Annotated in this window: 11 protein-coding genes; 4 read left to right on the top strand and 7 right to left on the bottom strand. The window is 57.7% G+C overall.

Going from position 1 to position 16026, the window contains the following annotated elements; all coding sequences use genetic code 11:
- The first annotated feature begins 71 nt into the window (after window positions 1-71).
- The 3 genes from phoP to VGC33_RS05445 all read left to right on the top strand — a co-directional run bounded on the left by phoP (window position 72) and on the right by VGC33_RS05445 (window position 3490).
- Window positions 72-743, top strand: coding sequence for a two-component system response regulator PhoP (phoP, locus tag VGC33_RS05455; RefSeq protein WP_162364562.1), 672 nt, complete (start codon window positions 72-74; stop codon window positions 741-743).
- Between the two features lie 5 nt (window positions 744-748).
- Complete coding sequence (gene phoQ / locus VGC33_RS05450; RefSeq protein WP_331119739.1) at window positions 749-2215, top strand: two-component system sensor histidine kinase PhoQ; 1467 nt, start codon at window positions 749-751, stop codon at window positions 2213-2215.
- A gap of 153 nt (window positions 2216-2368) precedes the next feature.
- Window positions 2369-3490: a ribosomal protein uL16 3-hydroxylase gene (locus VGC33_RS05445; RefSeq protein WP_331119738.1), complete on the top strand. Its 1122-nt coding sequence runs from the start codon at window positions 2369-2371 to the stop codon at window positions 3488-3490.
- 40 nt (window positions 3491-3530) lie between these two features.
- Here the strand turns inward: VGC33_RS05445 and pepT are convergent, their stop codons facing one another.
- The 6 genes from pepT to lolC form a co-directional block, all read right to left on the bottom strand.
- The gene (gene pepT / locus VGC33_RS05440; RefSeq protein WP_331119737.1) at window positions 3531-4778 is read right to left on the bottom strand and encodes a peptidase T; all 1248 of its coding nucleotides are present in this window, start codon (window positions 4776-4778) and stop codon (window positions 3531-3533) included.
- Between the two features lie 886 nt (window positions 4779-5664).
- On the bottom strand, window positions 5665-6090 hold the full coding sequence (locus tag VGC33_RS05435) for a hypothetical protein (protein WP_331119736.1): 426 nt from the start codon (window positions 6088-6090) through the stop codon (window positions 5665-5667).
- A gap of 1238 nt (window positions 6091-7328) precedes the next feature.
- Window positions 7329-8159 carry a Sir2 family NAD+-dependent deacetylase gene (cobB, locus tag VGC33_RS05430; protein ID WP_331119735.1) on the bottom strand — a complete coding sequence of 277 codons (831 nt, stop codon included), beginning with the start codon at window positions 8157-8159 and terminating at the stop codon, window positions 7329-7331.
- A 44-nt stretch (window positions 8160-8203) separates the two neighbouring features.
- Window positions 8204-9451, bottom strand: coding sequence for a lipoprotein-releasing ABC transporter permease subunit LolE (gene lolE / locus VGC33_RS05425; protein WP_331119734.1), 1248 nt, complete (start codon window positions 9449-9451; stop codon window positions 8204-8206).
- A complete protein-coding gene (gene lolD / locus VGC33_RS05420) occupies window positions 9448-10155 on the bottom strand; it encodes a lipoprotein-releasing ABC transporter ATP-binding protein LolD (protein ID WP_331119733.1) in 708 nt (235 codons plus the stop codon). Before lolD ends, lolE begins: the two co-directional genes overlap by 4 nt.
- Window positions 10148-11350 carry a lipoprotein-releasing ABC transporter permease subunit LolC gene (gene lolC, locus VGC33_RS05415; RefSeq protein ID WP_331119732.1) on the bottom strand — a complete coding sequence of 401 codons (1203 nt, stop codon included), beginning with the start codon at window positions 11348-11350 and terminating at the stop codon, window positions 10148-10150. The genes lolD and lolC overlap by 8 nt, the downstream gene beginning before the upstream one ends.
- 209 nt (window positions 11351-11559) lie before the next feature.
- Here lolC and mfd point away from each other — a divergent pair, with 209 nt between their 5' ends.
- Window positions 11560-15009: a transcription-repair coupling factor gene (gene mfd / locus VGC33_RS05410; protein ID WP_331119731.1), complete on the top strand. Its 3450-nt coding sequence runs from the start codon at window positions 11560-11562 to the stop codon at window positions 15007-15009.
- An 86-nt stretch (window positions 15010-15095) separates the two neighbouring features.
- Here mfd and VGC33_RS05405 read toward each other — a convergent pair whose 3' ends face one another.
- A complete protein-coding gene (locus VGC33_RS05405; RefSeq protein ID WP_331119730.1) occupies window positions 15096-15635 on the bottom strand; it encodes a glycine zipper 2TM domain-containing protein in 540 nt (179 codons plus the stop codon).
- Window positions 15636-16026 lie beyond the last annotated feature (391 nt).

Genomic DNA, 16026 nt, shown 5'->3' with positions numbered 1-16026 from the left:
GGATTGTTTTTACAGATTGGCAGAGACGGGTGATTCAGGCTCGTTACTGGTGCTTTAACTTAGGAGTTGCGATGCGAGTTCTGGTTATAGAAGACAATTCTCTTCTTCGTCATCACCTGACGGTACAGATGCGTGAAATGGGTCATCAGGTCGATGCCGCCGCCGATGCCAGAGAGGCGGATTACTTTTTGCATGAACACCCACCTGATATCGCGATTGTCGACCTCGGCCTGCCCGATGAGGACGGCTTGAGCCTGATACGCCGCTGGCGCACCCATCAGGTAAAAATCCCTATTCTGGTGCTCACCGCGCGCGAGGGCTGGCAGGACAAAGTCACCGTGCTGGAGGCCGGCGCGGACGACTATGTGACCAAGCCCTTCCATCTGGAGGAAGTGGTGGCGCGCATGCAGGCCCTGATGCGCCGCAACAGCGGGCTGGCGTCGCAGGTAATTACCCTGCCGCCGTTCCAGATTGACCTGTCCCGGCGCGAACTGATGATCAATAATGAGCACATCAAACTGACGGCGTTTGAATACACCATCATAGAGACGCTTATTCGCAACGCCGGCAAGGTCGTCAGCAAGGATTCCCTGATGCTGCAGCTTTATCCCGACGCGGAGCTGCGCGAGAGTCATACCATTGATGTCCTGATGGGGCGATTACGAAAAAAAATGCAGGCCGATTATCCGTATGAAGTGATCACGACGGTTCGTGGCCAGGGTTATCGTTTTGATGTTAATTAAGCTCTATGGCCCACTTCCCTTATCAGCATAAGAAGCCCTTCTCGCTTCGCGTCAGATTCCTGCTGGCTACCGCCTGCGTGGTTCTGGCGCTGTCCCTGTGCTACGGCATGGTGGCGGTCATCGGCTACAGCGTCAGCTTCGACAAAACGTCGTTTCGCCTGCTGCGCGGCGAGAGCAATCTTTTTTTCAGCCTGGCGCAATGGAAAGACAACAAGCTGACTATCGCCGTCCCGCCCAATATCGACATTAATTTTGCCGCCCTGGTCCTTATCTATGACGATAAAGGCCAGATTTTGTGGCGCCAGCGCTATGTGCCGGCACTGGAGACCCGGCTCAAGCCCGAGTGGCTGGCAAAAACCGGCTATTTCGAGCTCGATACCGATACCCGCACCAGCAGCGCGGTACTGGGCGACAATCCCACCGCCCAGGATAAGCTGAAAGATTTCGACAGCAGCGACAGCAACGCGCTGACCCACTCGGTGGCGGTGAATCGTTATCCTGCCACCGGGCGATTGCCTCCGTTGACCATCGTGGTGGTGGATACCATTCCCCACGAGTTGCAGCGCACCGACCTGGTCTGGGAGTGGTTCAGTTATGTGCTGCTGGCCAACCTGCTGCTGGTGGTGCCGCTGCTGTGGCTGGCGGCGCACTGGAGCCTGCGGCCGATCAAGGACCTGGTGCAGCAGGTGCGCGAGCTTGAAGGGGGTGAGCGTGACCGGCTGGATGAAAACCCGCCGCGTGAACTGGGCATCCTGGTGCGCAACCTGAACATCCTGCTGAACAACGAGCGCCAGCGTTACCAGAAATATCGCTCCACCCTGTCGGACCTTACCCATAGCCTGAAAACGCCGCTGGCGGTGCTCCAGACCACGCTGCGCTCCCTGCGCACCGGCAGGGAAACCAATATCGAACTGGTGGAGCCTATCATGCTTGAGCAAATCAGCCGTATTTCACAGCAAATCGGCTATTACCTGCACCGCGCCAGCGTCCATTCCGACCATAACGTGCTCAGCCGCGAACTGCATTCCGTACCCGCGCTGCTAGACAGCCTGTGTTCGGCGCTCAATAAGGTGTACCAGCGCAAGGGGGTGTCTATTTCGCTGGATATCTCCCCTGAATTGACCTTTATCGGCGAGAAAATCGACTTTTTAGAGGTGATGGGCAATATTCTCGATAATGCCTGCAAATATTGCCTGGAGTTTGTGGAAATCAGCGCGCGCGCCAACGAAAAAGAGCTGCACCTGCTCATTGAGGACGACGGTCCGGGCATTCCCGCCTCCAAGCGCACCCTTATTTTCAAGCGCGGCCAGCGCGCCGATACCCTGCGGCCAGGACAAGGCCTGGGCCTGTCGGTCGCGGCGGAAATCCTGGAGCAGTACGAGGGGGATATCATCGTCGGCGAAAGCACGCTGGGCGGCGCCCTGGTGGAAGTGATTTTCAAGCGCCAGCAGGGTTATCAGGACGACGACTGAACCGCGCGGCCCTGCGGCGGTGATTTATGCCGCCCCCAGCGCTTAGTTTCCCCAGCATATCGCGCTCCGTTACGGTATGTCGGATAAATTAACCCCCGCGGCCACCGGCTTCCGTTATAATCCAGTCAGGGTCCCTTACGATGGAAAAAGGCTATGGATTATCAACTCGATCTTGACTGGAATGACTTTTTACAGCGCTATTGGCAAAAAAGGCCGGTAATCATCAAACGCGCCTTCAAAAATTTTATCGACCCGTTGACGCCGGATGAACTGGCGGGCCTGGCCATGGAAACCGAGGTCGACAGCCGCCTGGTCAGCCATGAAGAGGGACGCTGGCAGGTCAGCCACGGACCATTCGAGAGCTTCGACAAGCTCAGCGAAACCAACTGGTCCCTGCTGGTCCAGGCCGTTGATCATTGGCACGAACCTTCCGCCGCGCTGATGCGTCCTTTTCGCCAGCTTCCCGATTGGCGCATCGATGACCTGATGATCTCCTTCGCGGTGCCCGGCGGCGGCGTCGGCCCGCATCTAGACCAGTATGACGTGTTTATTATCCAGGGACAGGGCCGCCGTCATTGGCGGGTCGGCGAAAAAAAATCGCTCAAGCAGCATTCCCCGCATCCGGACCTGCTGCAGGTTGAACCTTTCGACGCCATTATCGATGAGGAAATGGAGCCGGGCGATATGCTGTATATTCCGCCCGGCTATCCGCACGAAGGATATTCCCTCGAGAATGCGCTTAACTATTCGGTCGGGTTTCGCGCCCCCAGCGGCCGTGAGCTGGTCAGCGGCTTTGCCGATTACGTCCTGGCGCAGGAATTGGGCAGCCAACGCTATGGCGATCCCGACCTGGCCCCGCGCGCCGACCCCTCCACCGTGCTGCCGGAAGAGATAGATGCGCTGCGGGCCATGATGCTGGATCTGGTGCAACAGCCGGACAGGTTTAATCACTGGTTTGGCGAGTTTATCTCCCAATCGCGCCATGAGCTGGATATCGCCCCGCCGGAGCCGCCTTACCAAGCCGGTGAAATTTACGATCTGCTGCAACAGGGCGACCAATTGCATCGTCTCGGCGGACTGCGGGTTTTAAAAGTCGGCGAGGAGTGTTATGTCAACGGTGAGCAGATAACCACCCAGCATAAACAGGCGGTAGCCGTATTGGCCGGCTCTTACGCCATCAGTGGCGCGCAGTTCGGCGCGGCGCTGGACGACCCGTCGTTCCTGGCGCTGCTGACGGCGCTTATCAATAGCGGCTATTGGTACTTCAAGAACTGAGGCGTGAACGATCAAGCCCGGTATTAACCGGGCTTGTTATTTACAGCTTATGCGGCATACCTTTCGCGCGCAGCGCGCTCAATTCAGCGATGCGCATGATCACCTGCACCGCTTTTTCCATACCGTCCTGCGAGGCGAACTCATGTTTACCATGGTAGTTATACCCGCCGGTAAATAAATTCGGGCACGGCAGGCCGCGAAACGACAGCTGGGCGCCGTCGGTACCGCCGCGGATGGGTTTCATAATGGGTTCCAGTCCGCAATCGCGCAGCGCCTGTTGCGCCAGCTCGATGATATGCGGATGCTGGGCTACCTGTTCATGCATATTATAATATGCGTCATCAATGGTCAGTTCGATATAACAATCCGGGTGCAGGCCTTTTCCCAGCGCTTCAGCGGTGGTAATCATAAACTGCTTGCGGGCTTCAAAGCGCTGGCGGTCGAAATCACGCACGATATAGTGCATCTCCGCCCGGTCGACGCTGCCTTTCATGCTGTTCAGATGATAAAAGCCTTGGTAGCCTTCGGTGGTCTCGGGGGTTTCATCGGCGGGCATGCGCTGGTGAAAACGCGTGGCCAGCGTTAAGGCATTTACCATGACGCCTTTAGCGGTGCCGGGATGCACGTTATTACCGATAATTTTCACCAGCACCGACGCGGCGTTGAAATTTTCAGATTCCAGCTCGCCGATGCCGCCGCCGTCCATGGTATAAGCCCATTGCGCGCCAAAGCGCTCGACATCAAAAAACTGCGCCCCCTTGCCGACTTCCTCATCGGGGGTAAAGGCAATCCGTATATCGCCATGGCGAATCTGTTTCGCCTTGATGCGCACCATGGCGGTAATGATTTCCGCAATGCCCGCCTTATCGTCGGCGCCGAGCAACGTTTTGCCGTCGGTGGTTATCAGGGTATGGCCCAGCAGCTGATGCAAAACGGGAAACATCACCGGCGAGAGAATTTCATCGCCATTGCCAAGGGCAATATCCCCGCCGCGATAATTTTCGACGATCTGCGGATTGACATGTTTGCCGGTAAAATCCGGGGCGGTATCCATATGGGAAATAAAGCCGATAACCGGCACCGGCCAGGCGACATTGGAGGGCAAGGTCGCCATCAGGCAGCCATGATCGCTTAATGTAATCTGCTCGAATCCCAGGGCGGAAAGCTCTTCCTGCAGCGCATGAGCCAGTTTCCATTGCCCTTCGGTGCTGGGTACTTGTTTAACCCCCGGTTTGGATTGGGTATCAAAGGAAACGTAATGTAGAAAACGATCGAGTAATTTATCCATTTTTTCCGCCTGTCGCATCACTGGTACCTATTATGGGTAGCGATGATTTTTCAAATATTGTGTCAGGTCAGTTTTCATGGTTTTGACCTGTAAAAAAGCGTGATTGCCTAAGCATAGCGTATTCCTTTTGCCGGAAGTACCTAAACCGGCCGGGTTTGACCTGAAGCGTTATTTTGTTCCCTGGGCGGAAAAGGATGTGGCGGGGAGGCGTATTGCCCATTGGCAGATGAGGCGGTTTTGTTTGCCGCCGGCGGGGGGTGTAGCGCCCATAGGCAGGGTTTGGCGGTTTTGTTTGCCGCCGGCGGGGGGTGTATGTCGGCTGGGGGATGTTTCGCTTGCCTTTCAGGCGGGAGATTTTATGTTGCCCCGTGTGGGCAATCGACAAAGGACCGGCAGTCGCCCCGGCCCTTTCGAATCCCGGGCTTCCGGCAGATCGCGCGCCGCTGTGCGGTGCCTTCCGTCCCGGCCGCCGACCTATGGACCGCACGGTACGCGCTCCCGGCGCGATCCGTGCTCTCGCCGCCTCCTTGCGGCTCGTCCGGTCGTCCACCGTGCCGTCAGCGCGCTTGATGCCGGGCCAAAAATCAAGGTCAAGGTCAAGAGCAAGAGCAAGAGCAAGACAGGTATTTTTGCCATGCCGCGATTTGGCCAATCAAGGTTGTTCATGATGTTGATATCTTTATTTTTAAATATTGTTGCGGCTTAGAAGATAGCGCGCTGCGGTGGAGGGACTGGCTGAATCGTTCATGTCGGGTGGCGGGGTGGGCAAAAAGGTGTGCCTGTTCGCTGGAATTAACGGCAGGCCAGGATGCGGAATATTTTAGTGAACGACATCATGATTGCGGCAGGGTGTTTGCCCCGCCGTCACGGCTTTTAACAACCGCAATTAATCAAGGCTCCAGTAGTCCACGACATTATTGGTAAAAGTAATATATAGATAGCTGCCATGCACTTCAGTGTCGCCGGTCATTTTGCCGGAGGCTTTAGTCGCCGCGGAGGATGCTGAGCTTGCGGTTCCCGCCATCCCCAAGGCACTGGAGATTGCGCTGGTTCCTGGGATATAGTTGGTCAAACTAGACACTGTCGATAAATTTCCATTTTTTTGGTATCGCCAGGTAGTGGCGTTGCCGGCCGATCTAGAATTGGAATCTGGCACACCATACAAGCTTTGCACTTCACTTTGCGTCGTTTTGCCCCTGATAATATGAGACTCAACATAAGACGTACTGAATTTATCTTCCCCGCCCGTCATTCCACCTGAGCAAGCCGACAGCGCGAGCGCCAGCAACACGCCAAAAACAGCCTTTTTCATTTTTATCTCCTGAATTTATGTTAACAAGAAGTACAAATAAACGCAGCCAATCATAAATTTATGTAACATAAAATTAATTAATATCCAACATTTTATCTTAGATAACTAATAAATAATTTATTACTTATTGATTTTAATATATAAAATATTCACACCTTGTTAAGGTAATGTGAAGATTGTCTCTACCGGCTTATGCCGCTGCAAGACCTCAGGGCGGGGAAACATAACGTGGCGAATGTCCAATAATTTACAGATGGGCGCGGTGGCCGGCAGGACGTTCATGTTCATCGCAGTTAACTGACCGTGGATAACGTTTGCCTGAAAAGAAGCCAAGGTGACAGACTGATACATCGCCATGCCAGCATACTACGATATTCAATGCCGATTTTACCGGCCCTGACAACAACGCCTCTGGCCGCCAACGTTTAGTCGCGCATAACAATTCACAATGTAAAAGCGGAGCTATCCCTGACGGGCTTTTGATGGTCAGTCGAGCTTAAGCCGCTCTCTCCCGCTCTGGATTTTGGCTCCCGGGTAGATTTTAATCTTCAGGGTGAATTTATATCCTGGTAAAATTAAGAGCTTCAGGCTGATTTTATACTTTGGTCAGATTTTGCGCTTCACGCTGATTTTATACTTTGGTCAGATTTTAGCCTTTGAGATAGAATTCGACTTTTAGGTCAGATTTTGTCTTTTAGGTCAGATTTTGTCTTTTGAGTCAGATTTTGTCTTTTGGGCCGGATTTTGTCTTTTGGGTCGGATTTTGTCTTTTGGGTCGGATTTTGACCTTGTGTCGGCATTAAGCCTGCCGACGAGGCTTGTCCCACCGGCGCGAGCCGCAGGGATGCGGCGAGAGAGAAGGTCGCGCCGGGAGCGCGTCCTGAGCGGCGCGAACGGTGGGAAAAGCCGAGGAGGGAACCGCGCAGCGGCGGGCGGTCTGCCGGTAGCACGGGTCCCCAGGGCCGGGGCGACTGCCGGCCCTGGGTCGATTGCCCGCACGATGCGGCATAAAAACGCGCAACGCTTGGCAAGCGAAAATTTCGCAAAACGCCCAGATCACCCCACCGCCCACGGCAAGCGAAATTCCCACCCAACGCCCAGATAACCCCACCGCCCGCGGCAAGCGAAATTCCCACCCAACGCCCAGATCACCCCACCACCCGCGGCAAGCAAAATTTCCACCCAACGCCAAACCTAGCCACCGCGCCAGCGTAACCAGCCTAACCAGCGCCGCCGCTTTATCCCCGCTGTTCGACAAATCCCGCGATAAACCGCTCTACATACGCCGGCACACATTCGCTCGCCGGGCCATAGATACGCTCCTCGAACTGGCTTTCCACCTGGCTTGGCTCAAGGTTGAGCTCCACCGTTCTGGCGCCGCTCAGCCGCGCCTCATGGACAAAACCCGCCGCCGGATAGACATGGCCGGAGGTGCCGATAGCCAGGAAATAATCCGCTTTGCCGATGGCGTCATAAATCGCGTCCATACCCAGCGGCATCTCGCCAAACCAGACCACGTGCGGACGCAGCGCCGCCGGAAACTGGCAGCAATGACACAGGTCGGTTTCGGTAATATCGCCGGTCCACTCGATAATCTGCCCGCTGTTGACGCAGCGCACCTTGAGCAGCTCGCCATGCATATGGATAACGCGCCGGCTGCCGGCCCGTTCGTGCAGGTTATCGATATTCTGCGTCACCAGCAGAAAATTATCTCCCAGCATCTGTTCCAGCTCCGCCAGCGCCAGGTGGGCGGCGTTGGGTTTGATTTCCGGCTGCTGCAACTGGCGGCGGCGCGCGTTATAAAACGCCTGCACCAGCCGCGGGTCGCGCTGGAAGCCTTCAGGGGTGGCGACATCCTCGACGCGATGTTCTTCCCACAGGCCATCGGCGGCGCGGAAAGTGCGAATGCCCGATTCAGCCGAAATCCCGGCGCCGGTAAGCACCACTACAAAAGGTTTTTTCATCTTGGTTACCGCCATGGTGTCACGGTGAAAAATACGTGAGCGCAATCGCTGCTGCCTGAGCCGTTTACTTTTACGAAACCGGATTAACCGGCGGTGTATACGCATGCTGCTGATTCCTTAATGCATGGCACGGATTGGCCGCAAGGCGCTTATAAACCGCTGAGCACTCTTGCCGGATCGATACGGCTGGCCCGTCGGGCCGGGTACCAGCTGGCCAGCAGGCTTAGCAGCAGCGCCGTGCCCAGCACGATCGCCACGTCCAGCCAGTGCAGTTCGGTTGGCAGGAAATCGATATAATAAATATCACCGGATAATAAATTATGACCCAGCAATCGTTCGATCCCTTTAATGAGGTCGGTCAGGTTAAGCGCCACCACTACGCCGGCCACCACGCCGCTCAAACTGCCGGTAAGGCCGGCGAGCAGGCCATACCAGATAAAAATAGCACGGGTCAGGCGGTCTTTGGCGCCCAGGGTGCGCAATATTGCAATATCGGTGCTTTTATCCTTAACCGCCATCACCAGCGTGGAAACAATATTAAAGCACGCCACGCCAATCACCAGCACCATGGCCAGGTACATGATGGCGCGGATCATCTGAATATCCCGGTACATATAGCCGTAGGTGCCCATCCAGCTGCGGATATATACGTAGGTTTGCGTCACCTCGCCCGCGTCCCGCACCAGCTTATTGGCGACAAACGGATTATTCACCTTGATGGCGATGCCGCTGACGTCCTGGCCTTTATCCAGATACTGCTGGGCATCCGCCAGCGGCACCATGGCGAAACTGTGATCCAGCTGGCCGCTCAGGGCCAGAATGCCGCTCACCTGCAAACGGATGCGCTTGGGCTCCAGCAGTTTCATCTGCGGATCGCTGTTGGGGATCATCACGGTCAGCCAGTCGCCCGGTTTAACATCCAGCGATTGCGCGACGCCCTGGCCAATAATGATCTGCTGCTTGCCCGCGCTGAACGCCTGCCAGGCGTTACCCTGGACATAACGCGGCAGCGCGCTCAGGCGGGACTCCTGCTGCGGGTCGACGCCTTTGATCTGGATGGCTTTAAGCTTGACGCCACGCTCCACCAGGCCGGTAAAATTAATGTAGGGCGCCGCCGCCGCAACGCCGGGCACTTTTTCGATCCGGGCCAGTATGGCCGGCCAGTCGTTAAACGGGGGATTGACCGGTTCGATTTCGCCGTGCGGCACCACCGCTAGAATCCGGTTATTCAGTTCACGCTCGAAGCCGTTCATGGCGCTCAGGCCGATAATCAAAACCGCCACGCCCAGCGCGATGCCGACGGTGGAAATAATGGAAATCAGCGATACCATGCCGCCGCGGCGCCGGCCGCGGCTGAAACGCAGCGCAATTTGCAACGAAAGCGGAAATCCCCTCATCCCTGCGCCCCCAGCAGGTCGCCGTCGCGCCGCAGCTGGCCGTCGCGCATTTCCAACTGGCGGTTCAGGCGCCGCGCCAGGTGAAGATCGTGGGTGACGACCAGAAACGCGGTGCCCTGGCGCATATTCAATTCGCCCAGCAGTTCAAAAATACTGTCGGCGGTACGCTGATCCAGGTTGCCGGTCGGCTCGTCGGCAAGCACCAGCGCCGGATGGTTGACCAGGGCGCGCGCTATCGCCACCCGCTGCCGCTCGCCGCCGGACAGTTCAGAGGGACGGTGGTGGCCGCGTTTTTCCAGCCCGACCGACGCCAGCATTTCCCGCGCGGTGGCCTTGGCTTGTTGCGGCGCGGTGCCGCCGATAAGCAGCGGCATGGCGACATTTTCCAATGCGGTAAAATCCGGCAGCAAATGATGGAACTGATAGATAAACCCCAGCCGGCGGTTGCGGATCTCCGCGCGCTCCTGTGAGGATAACGCGGTGAGCTGATGGCCTTCAAAAATCACTTCGCCGGAGGTTGGTTCGTCCAGGCCGCCGAGCAAATGCAGCAGGGTGCTTTTACCCGACCCCGAGCTGCCGACAATCGCCATCATTTCCCCCGGCAGCATCGAAAAGGTCACATCGCGCAGCACGTCGGTAAACAGCTTGCCTTCCTGGTAACGCTTACTCAGATTGTTACACTGCAACAAAGGAGCATTATTCATAACGTAAAGCCTCAGCGGGATGTACGGCGGCCGCGCGCCAGGAAGGGTACAGCGTGGAAAGTAACGCCACCACCATCGCCAGCGCGGCGATGGTGGCGACCTGCAGGACATCGATATCAACCGGTAGCTCGGCGCCGTCCAGGAAGGCGCCGATGACCGGCATTAAATTATTCAGCTGGCTGGCCAGCAGCACGCCCAGACCGGTGCCGAGCAACGCGCCGACAATGCCCGCGCCGGCGCCCTGCACCATAAACACCAGCATCACCTGGCGCCGGGTCAGGCCAAGGGTCTGTAAAATCGCCACTTCCCCCTGTTTTTCCATCACCAGCAGGCCCAGGGAGGTGATAATATTAAACGCCGCCACCGCCACGATCAGGCTCAACAGCAGGCCCATCATGTTCTTCTCCATGCGCACCGCCTGGAACAGTTCGCCTTTGCGCTCGCGCCAGTCTTTCCATTGGGTGCCCTCGGGAAGCCGCTGGCGGCTGACCGCATCGACGTCCAGTGGCTTTTGCAGCCACAGGCGCCAGCCGGTGATATCACCGGCCGGGTAGCGCATCAGGCGCGAGGCGTCCTGCTGGTTGGTCAACAGCTGGTATTGGTCCACCTCGCTATTGGCGGCAAAGGTGCCGGCCACCGTGAACAGGCGCTGGCTGGGGATGCGGCCCATCGGGGTAAACTGGCTGGCGCCGGGCACCATTAACCGCAGCCGATCGCCGCGTTTAACGCCCAATTGCCCCGCCAGCTGCTCGCCGAGGATAACCTTATAGCTTCCGGGCTGGAGCGCATCCATACGCAGGTTGATCAGGTAACGGGCCAGCGGTTCGGGATCCTGTGGATTGACGCCGAGCATGACCCCGACGGCGACGCTGCGCGCGCTTTGCAGCACCACGTCGCCGGTGGTCAGCGGCACAATACGGCTGACGCCCTTAAGTCCTTCTAGCGCCGAGGGCGGAATGCGTTTAGGATCAAGCGACCCGCCGGGGGTGGTGATTAACGCCTGGGGCATGACGCCAAGAATGTTGCCTTCCAGCTCGCGCTCGAAGCCGTTCATCACCGACAGCACGGTGACCAGCGCCATGACGCCAAGTGTAATGCCGATGGTGGATAACCAGGAGACAAATCGCCCAAAGCGGTCTGATGCCCGCCCGCGCATGTAACGCAGGCCAATATATAATGCGACAGGTTGATACATTGAATTCCGTTTGGATGCCGGTTGCCAAAGCAAAGTGATCAAGGATAATAAAGGGTCGTACCTTATTATGGAACCACTAACCGCCGCTACCGCCGGCTTTTATTGTTGTTAGGCGGCCTAACATAAGCCATCATGCTTAATGCATGCCCGTTTCGCCACAGTCCATATCGCATTGGCCCGGCGCAAGAAAAGAGATCTGACCACAGTTTATGTCCGAACAATATCGTTATACCTTACCCACTAAACCCGGTGAACAACGTTTATTGGGTCAACTCACCGGCGCCGCCTGCGCCGTCGAATGCGCAGCCATTGTCGATCGCTACCCCGGCCCGGTAATGCTGGTGGCGCCGGATATGCAAAACGCCCTGCGATTGCATGACGAAATCCGGCAGTTTACCCGCCATCCGGTGATTACCCTGCCCGACTGGGAAACTCTGCCCTACGACAATTTTTCGCCGCACCAGGAAATCATATCCGATCGTTTGTCGACGTTGTATCAACTCCCGGCCATGGAGCGCGGGGTAATTATCCTGCCAATCAACACTCTGATGCAACGGATATGCCCGCATTCATTCCTGCACGGCCACGCGCTGGTGATGAAAAAGGGCCAACGCCTCTCCAGGGACAGGCTGCGCGCGCAGCTGGAGCAGGCCGGCTACCGCAGCGTCGATCAGGTCATGGAGCACGGCGAGTTCGCCACGCGCGGCGCCCTGCTCGATCTCTATCCCATGGGGAGCGAAGAACCGTACCGGATCGATTTTTTCGATGATGAAATCGACAGCCTGCGCATTTTTGATGTCGACAGCCAGCGCACCCTGCATGAAGTGGATCTGATAAACCTGCTGCCGGCCCATGAGTTTCCCACCGATAAAACCGCCATTGAACTGTTCCGCAGCCAATGGCGCGAGCAGTTCGAGGTCAGGCGCGATGCGGAGCATATCTACCAGCAGGTGAGCAAGGGCACCTTGCCGCCGGGCATCGAATATTGGCAACCGCTGTTTTTCAGCGAACCGCTGCCGGCCTTGTTCAGCTATTTGCCCGCCAACACCCTGCTGGTCAATACCGGCGACCTGGAGGCCGGGGCCGGGCGTTTCTGGGCGGATGCCGTGGCGCGTTATGAAAACCGCCGGGTGGATCCGATGCGCCCGCTGGTGGCGCCTGAAACGCTCTGGCTTCGGGTCGAGGGACTGTTCAGCGAGTTGAAGCACTGGCCGCGGGTGCAGTTGACAGGCGAGCGTCTGGACGCCAAAGCCGCCAATATCAATATGGAATACCAGCCGCTGCCGGACCTGGCGGTAGACGCGCAAAACAAAGCGCCGATGGACAAATTACGTCGGTTCTGCGAGCAGTTCGACGGCTGCGTGATTTTTTCGGTGGAAAGCGAGGGACGGCGCGAAACGCTGCAGGAACTGCTGGCGCGCATCAAGATCAACCCCAAATTAATCGCCCGGCTCGATGACGCCCAAGGCCCCGGCAACTATCTGATCATCGGCGCCAGCGAGCGCGGTTTTATCGATCATTTCCGCGGCCGCGCCCTGATTTGCGAAGGGGATCTGCTGGGTGAACGGGTCAGCAGGCGGCGTCAGGACAATCGCCGCACCATCAACGCCGATACCCTGATCCGCAACCTGGCGGAGCTGCATCCGGGCCAGCCGGTGGTGCATCTGGAGCATGGCGTCGGCCGTTACGGCGGCATGACCACCCTGGAAGCCGGCGGCATCAAGGCCGAATACCTGATCCTGACCTACGCCGGCCACGATAAGCTGTATGTGCCGGTTTCCTCGCTGCACCTGATAAGCCGCTATTCCGGCGGCGCCCAGGAAAACGCCCCCCTGCACAAGCTCGGTGGCGACGTCTGGTCGCGCGCCCGGCAGAAAGCGGCGGAACGGGTGCGCGACGTGGCGGCCGAACTGCTGGATATCTATGCCCAGCGGGCGGCGAAGGTGGGCTTTGCGTTCCGGCAAAACCGCGAAAACTACCAGCTGTTCTGCGAGGGTTTCCCGTTCGAGGCGACGCCCGACCAGGCGCAGGCGATTAACGCGGTGTTAAGCGATATGTGCCAGCCGCTGGCCATGGATCGCCTGGTGTGCGGCGATGTGGGTTTCGGCAAAACCGAAGTGGCGATGCGCGCCGCGTTCCTGGCCATTGAAAATCATAAGCAGGTGGCCGTATTGGTACCGACCACCCTGCTCGCCCAGCAGCATTTCGATAATTTCCGCGACCGCTTCGCCAACTGGCCGGTGCGGGTCGAAATGATATCGCGCTTTCGCAGCGCCCGGGATCAGGCCCAGGTGCTGGAGCAGACCGCCGAAGGCAAGGTCGATATCCTGATTGGTACCCACAAGCTGCTGCAAAGCGAAATCAAATGGCGCGATCTGGGCCTGCTGATTGTCGACGAAGAGCATCGCTTCGGGGTGCGCCATAAGGAGCGCATCAAAGCGATGCGCGCCGATGTGGACATTCTGACCCTGACCGCCACGCCCATCCCGCGCACGCTGAATATGGCCATGAGCGGCATGCGCGATCTGTCGATCATCGCCACGCCCCCCGCCCGCCGCCTGGCGGTAAAAACCTTTGTGCGCGAGTACGACAGCCAGGTGGTGCGCGAGGCCATCCTGCGTGAAGTGCTGCGCGGCGGCCAGGTATACTATCTGTATAACGATGTGGAAAATATTGAAAAGGCCACCCATCGCCTGCAGGAACTGGTGCCGGAAGCACGCATCGCCATCGGCCACGGCCAGATGCGCGAACGGGATCTGGAACGGGTGATGAATGATTTCCACCACCAGCGCTTCAATGTCCTGGTCTGCACCACCATTATTGAAACCGGCATCGATATCGCCAATGCCAATACCATCATCATCGAACGCGCCGACCATTTCGGACTGGCGCAATTGCACCAATTGCGCGGTCGCGTGGGACGCTCCCATCATCAGGCCTATGCCTACCTGTTAACCCCGCCGCCCAAGGCCCTGAGCCAGGATGCGTTGAAGCGCCTGGAGGCCATCGCGTCGCTTGAAGATCTGGGCGCCGGTTTTGCCCTGGCCACCCACGATTTGGAAATTCGCGGCGCCGGCGAGCTGCTGGGGGAAGACCAGAGCGGTCAGTTAAACACCATCGGCTTTTCATTATATATGGAGCTGCTGGAAAGCGCGGTCGACGCGCTCAAAGCCGGGCGCGAACCGTCGCTGGAGGATTTAACCAGCCAGCTGACCGACGTGGAGCTGCGCATGCCCGCCCTGCTGCCGGAGGAATATATTCCCGACGTCAACACCCGTTTATCTTTCTATAAACGCATCGCCAGCGCGCCCGATAGCCGGGAAATTGAAGAGCTGAAGGTAGAATTGATCGACCGCTTCGGCCGGTTGCCCGACCCGGCGCGTCATCTGCTGGATATCGCCGCCCTGCGGCAACGGGCGCGCAATTTGGGCATCAAGCGCATTGAGGGCAATGAAAAAGGCGGGTTTATCGAGTTCAGCGAGAAGAACCGCGTGGATCCGGTCTATCTTATCGGCCTGCTGCAACGGGAACCGCAGACCTTCCGCCTGGACGGCCCGACGCGGCTTAAATTCATCAAGCCCCTGCCGGAACGGGTGGAGCGACTGCAGTATGTGGAACAACTGCTGGCGGGATTGGATCAGCACCAGGTTCCCGCCTGAATCGCCGCCTTGGCCCCGGGCACGGAATCGCCCGGGGCCAAGGCGGCATGCGGCTCTTTTCCAGGCTGACGCGCCGCCGTGTGGCCCTACACTTTTTTAGCTAAATCCAAACGGCCTTTGCCATCCAGGGGGATCTGGGTGCCCGGGTCGTGATCCATACGGATTTTGCCCTGTTCATCGCCGATCTTGTAGGTAACATCATAGCCCAACAGTTTTTGCGATTTGTCATACACCGTCTGGCAACGCTGCTGGGTACTGGAATAGGTATCGCGATCCTGCAGATTGCCCTGCACCTGGTTGCCGGTATATCCGCCCGCCAGCGCTCCCGCCACCGTGGCCACGCTTTTACCGCGTCCGCCGCCGAACTGATGGCCTATAACGCCGCCGGCCACCGCGCCGAGCAAAGAGCCGGCGATTTTATTTTCATCCTGCACCGGCCGGCGATGGGTTACCGTAACATTGCGGCATTCCTGGCGAGGCGTCTTGATCGTTTCATTGATTGGCGTTGCCGTGACAACCTGGGCATAGCGCGGACCCGAGGAGAATACGTCCAGTCCCGCAACCGCCGCAATCCCTGACGCCGCGGCTATGCCGATACCGACGCCGGCCAACATTGATTTATTCATGGGAAATCCTCCTGAAGTCATAACCCACGCATTCACTGGCAGCCACCGTACCCAGCGGCAGGCTGCCGACGTAACCATAATGGGGACGGGGCATACCCCCGTGGGGCCAAATACCGCGGGCCCGGTCCGGACACCGGACTCTAGCGCAAAACGACGCGTATCGGCTCATCCGGCACGGCGTGCGTGAATCGCCTGACGGATAGACTGAAGTCTGCACAAAGGAGGCGGCAGCGGCAATAAGACTAACAGCCAAAATGAAATATTTTGGTATGCGATAGCGCCAATTTGGGAGAATTCCTAGGGGATTAAGCGACATTACCAGCAGGTTATGCTAATGGTAAGCGCCATTTATATATACTGCCGTATAAGGGAGGCCCGCCAACGCCGGGCT

Source organism: Acerihabitans sp., from assembly GCF_036398755.1.
Lineage (GTDB): Bacteria > Pseudomonadota > Gammaproteobacteria > Enterobacterales > Enterobacteriaceae > Acerihabitans.
This window is presented reverse-complemented; position numbering and strand designations above follow the sequence as displayed.

Coding starts and splice junctions, on each gene's coding strand:
- phoP (WP_162364562.1), top strand. CDS start 72: ATGCGAGTTCTGGTTATAGAAGACAATTCTCTTCTTCGTCATCACCTG.
- phoQ (WP_331119739.1), top strand. CDS start 749: ATGGCCCACTTCCCTTATCAGCATAAGAAGCCCTTCTCGCTTCGCGTC.
- VGC33_RS05445 (WP_331119738.1), top strand. CDS start 2,369: ATGGATTATCAACTCGATCTTGACTGGAATGACTTTTTACAGCGCTAT.
- pepT (WP_331119737.1), bottom strand. CDS start 4,778: ATGGATAAATTACTCGATCGTTTTCTACATTACGTTTCCTTTGATACC.
- VGC33_RS05435 (WP_331119736.1), bottom strand. CDS start 6,090: ATGAAAAAGGCTGTTTTTGGCGTGTTGCTGGCGCTCGCGCTGTCGGCT.
- cobB (WP_331119735.1), bottom strand. CDS start 8,159: ATGCGTATACACCGCCGGTTAATCCGGTTTCGTAAAAGTAAACGGCTC.
- lolE (WP_331119734.1), bottom strand. CDS start 9,451: ATGAGGGGATTTCCGCTTTCGTTGCAAATTGCGCTGCGTTTCAGCCGC.
- lolD (WP_331119733.1), bottom strand. CDS start 10,155: ATGAATAATGCTCCTTTGTTGCAGTGTAACAATCTGAGTAAGCGTTAC.
- lolC (WP_331119732.1), bottom strand. CDS start 11,350: ATGTATCAACCTGTCGCATTATATATTGGCCTGCGTTACATGCGCGGG.
- mfd (WP_331119731.1), top strand. CDS start 11,560: ATGTCCGAACAATATCGTTATACCTTACCCACTAAACCCGGTGAACAA.
- VGC33_RS05405 (WP_331119730.1), bottom strand. CDS start 15,635: ATGAATAAATCAATGTTGGCCGGCGTCGGTATCGGCATAGCCGCGGCG.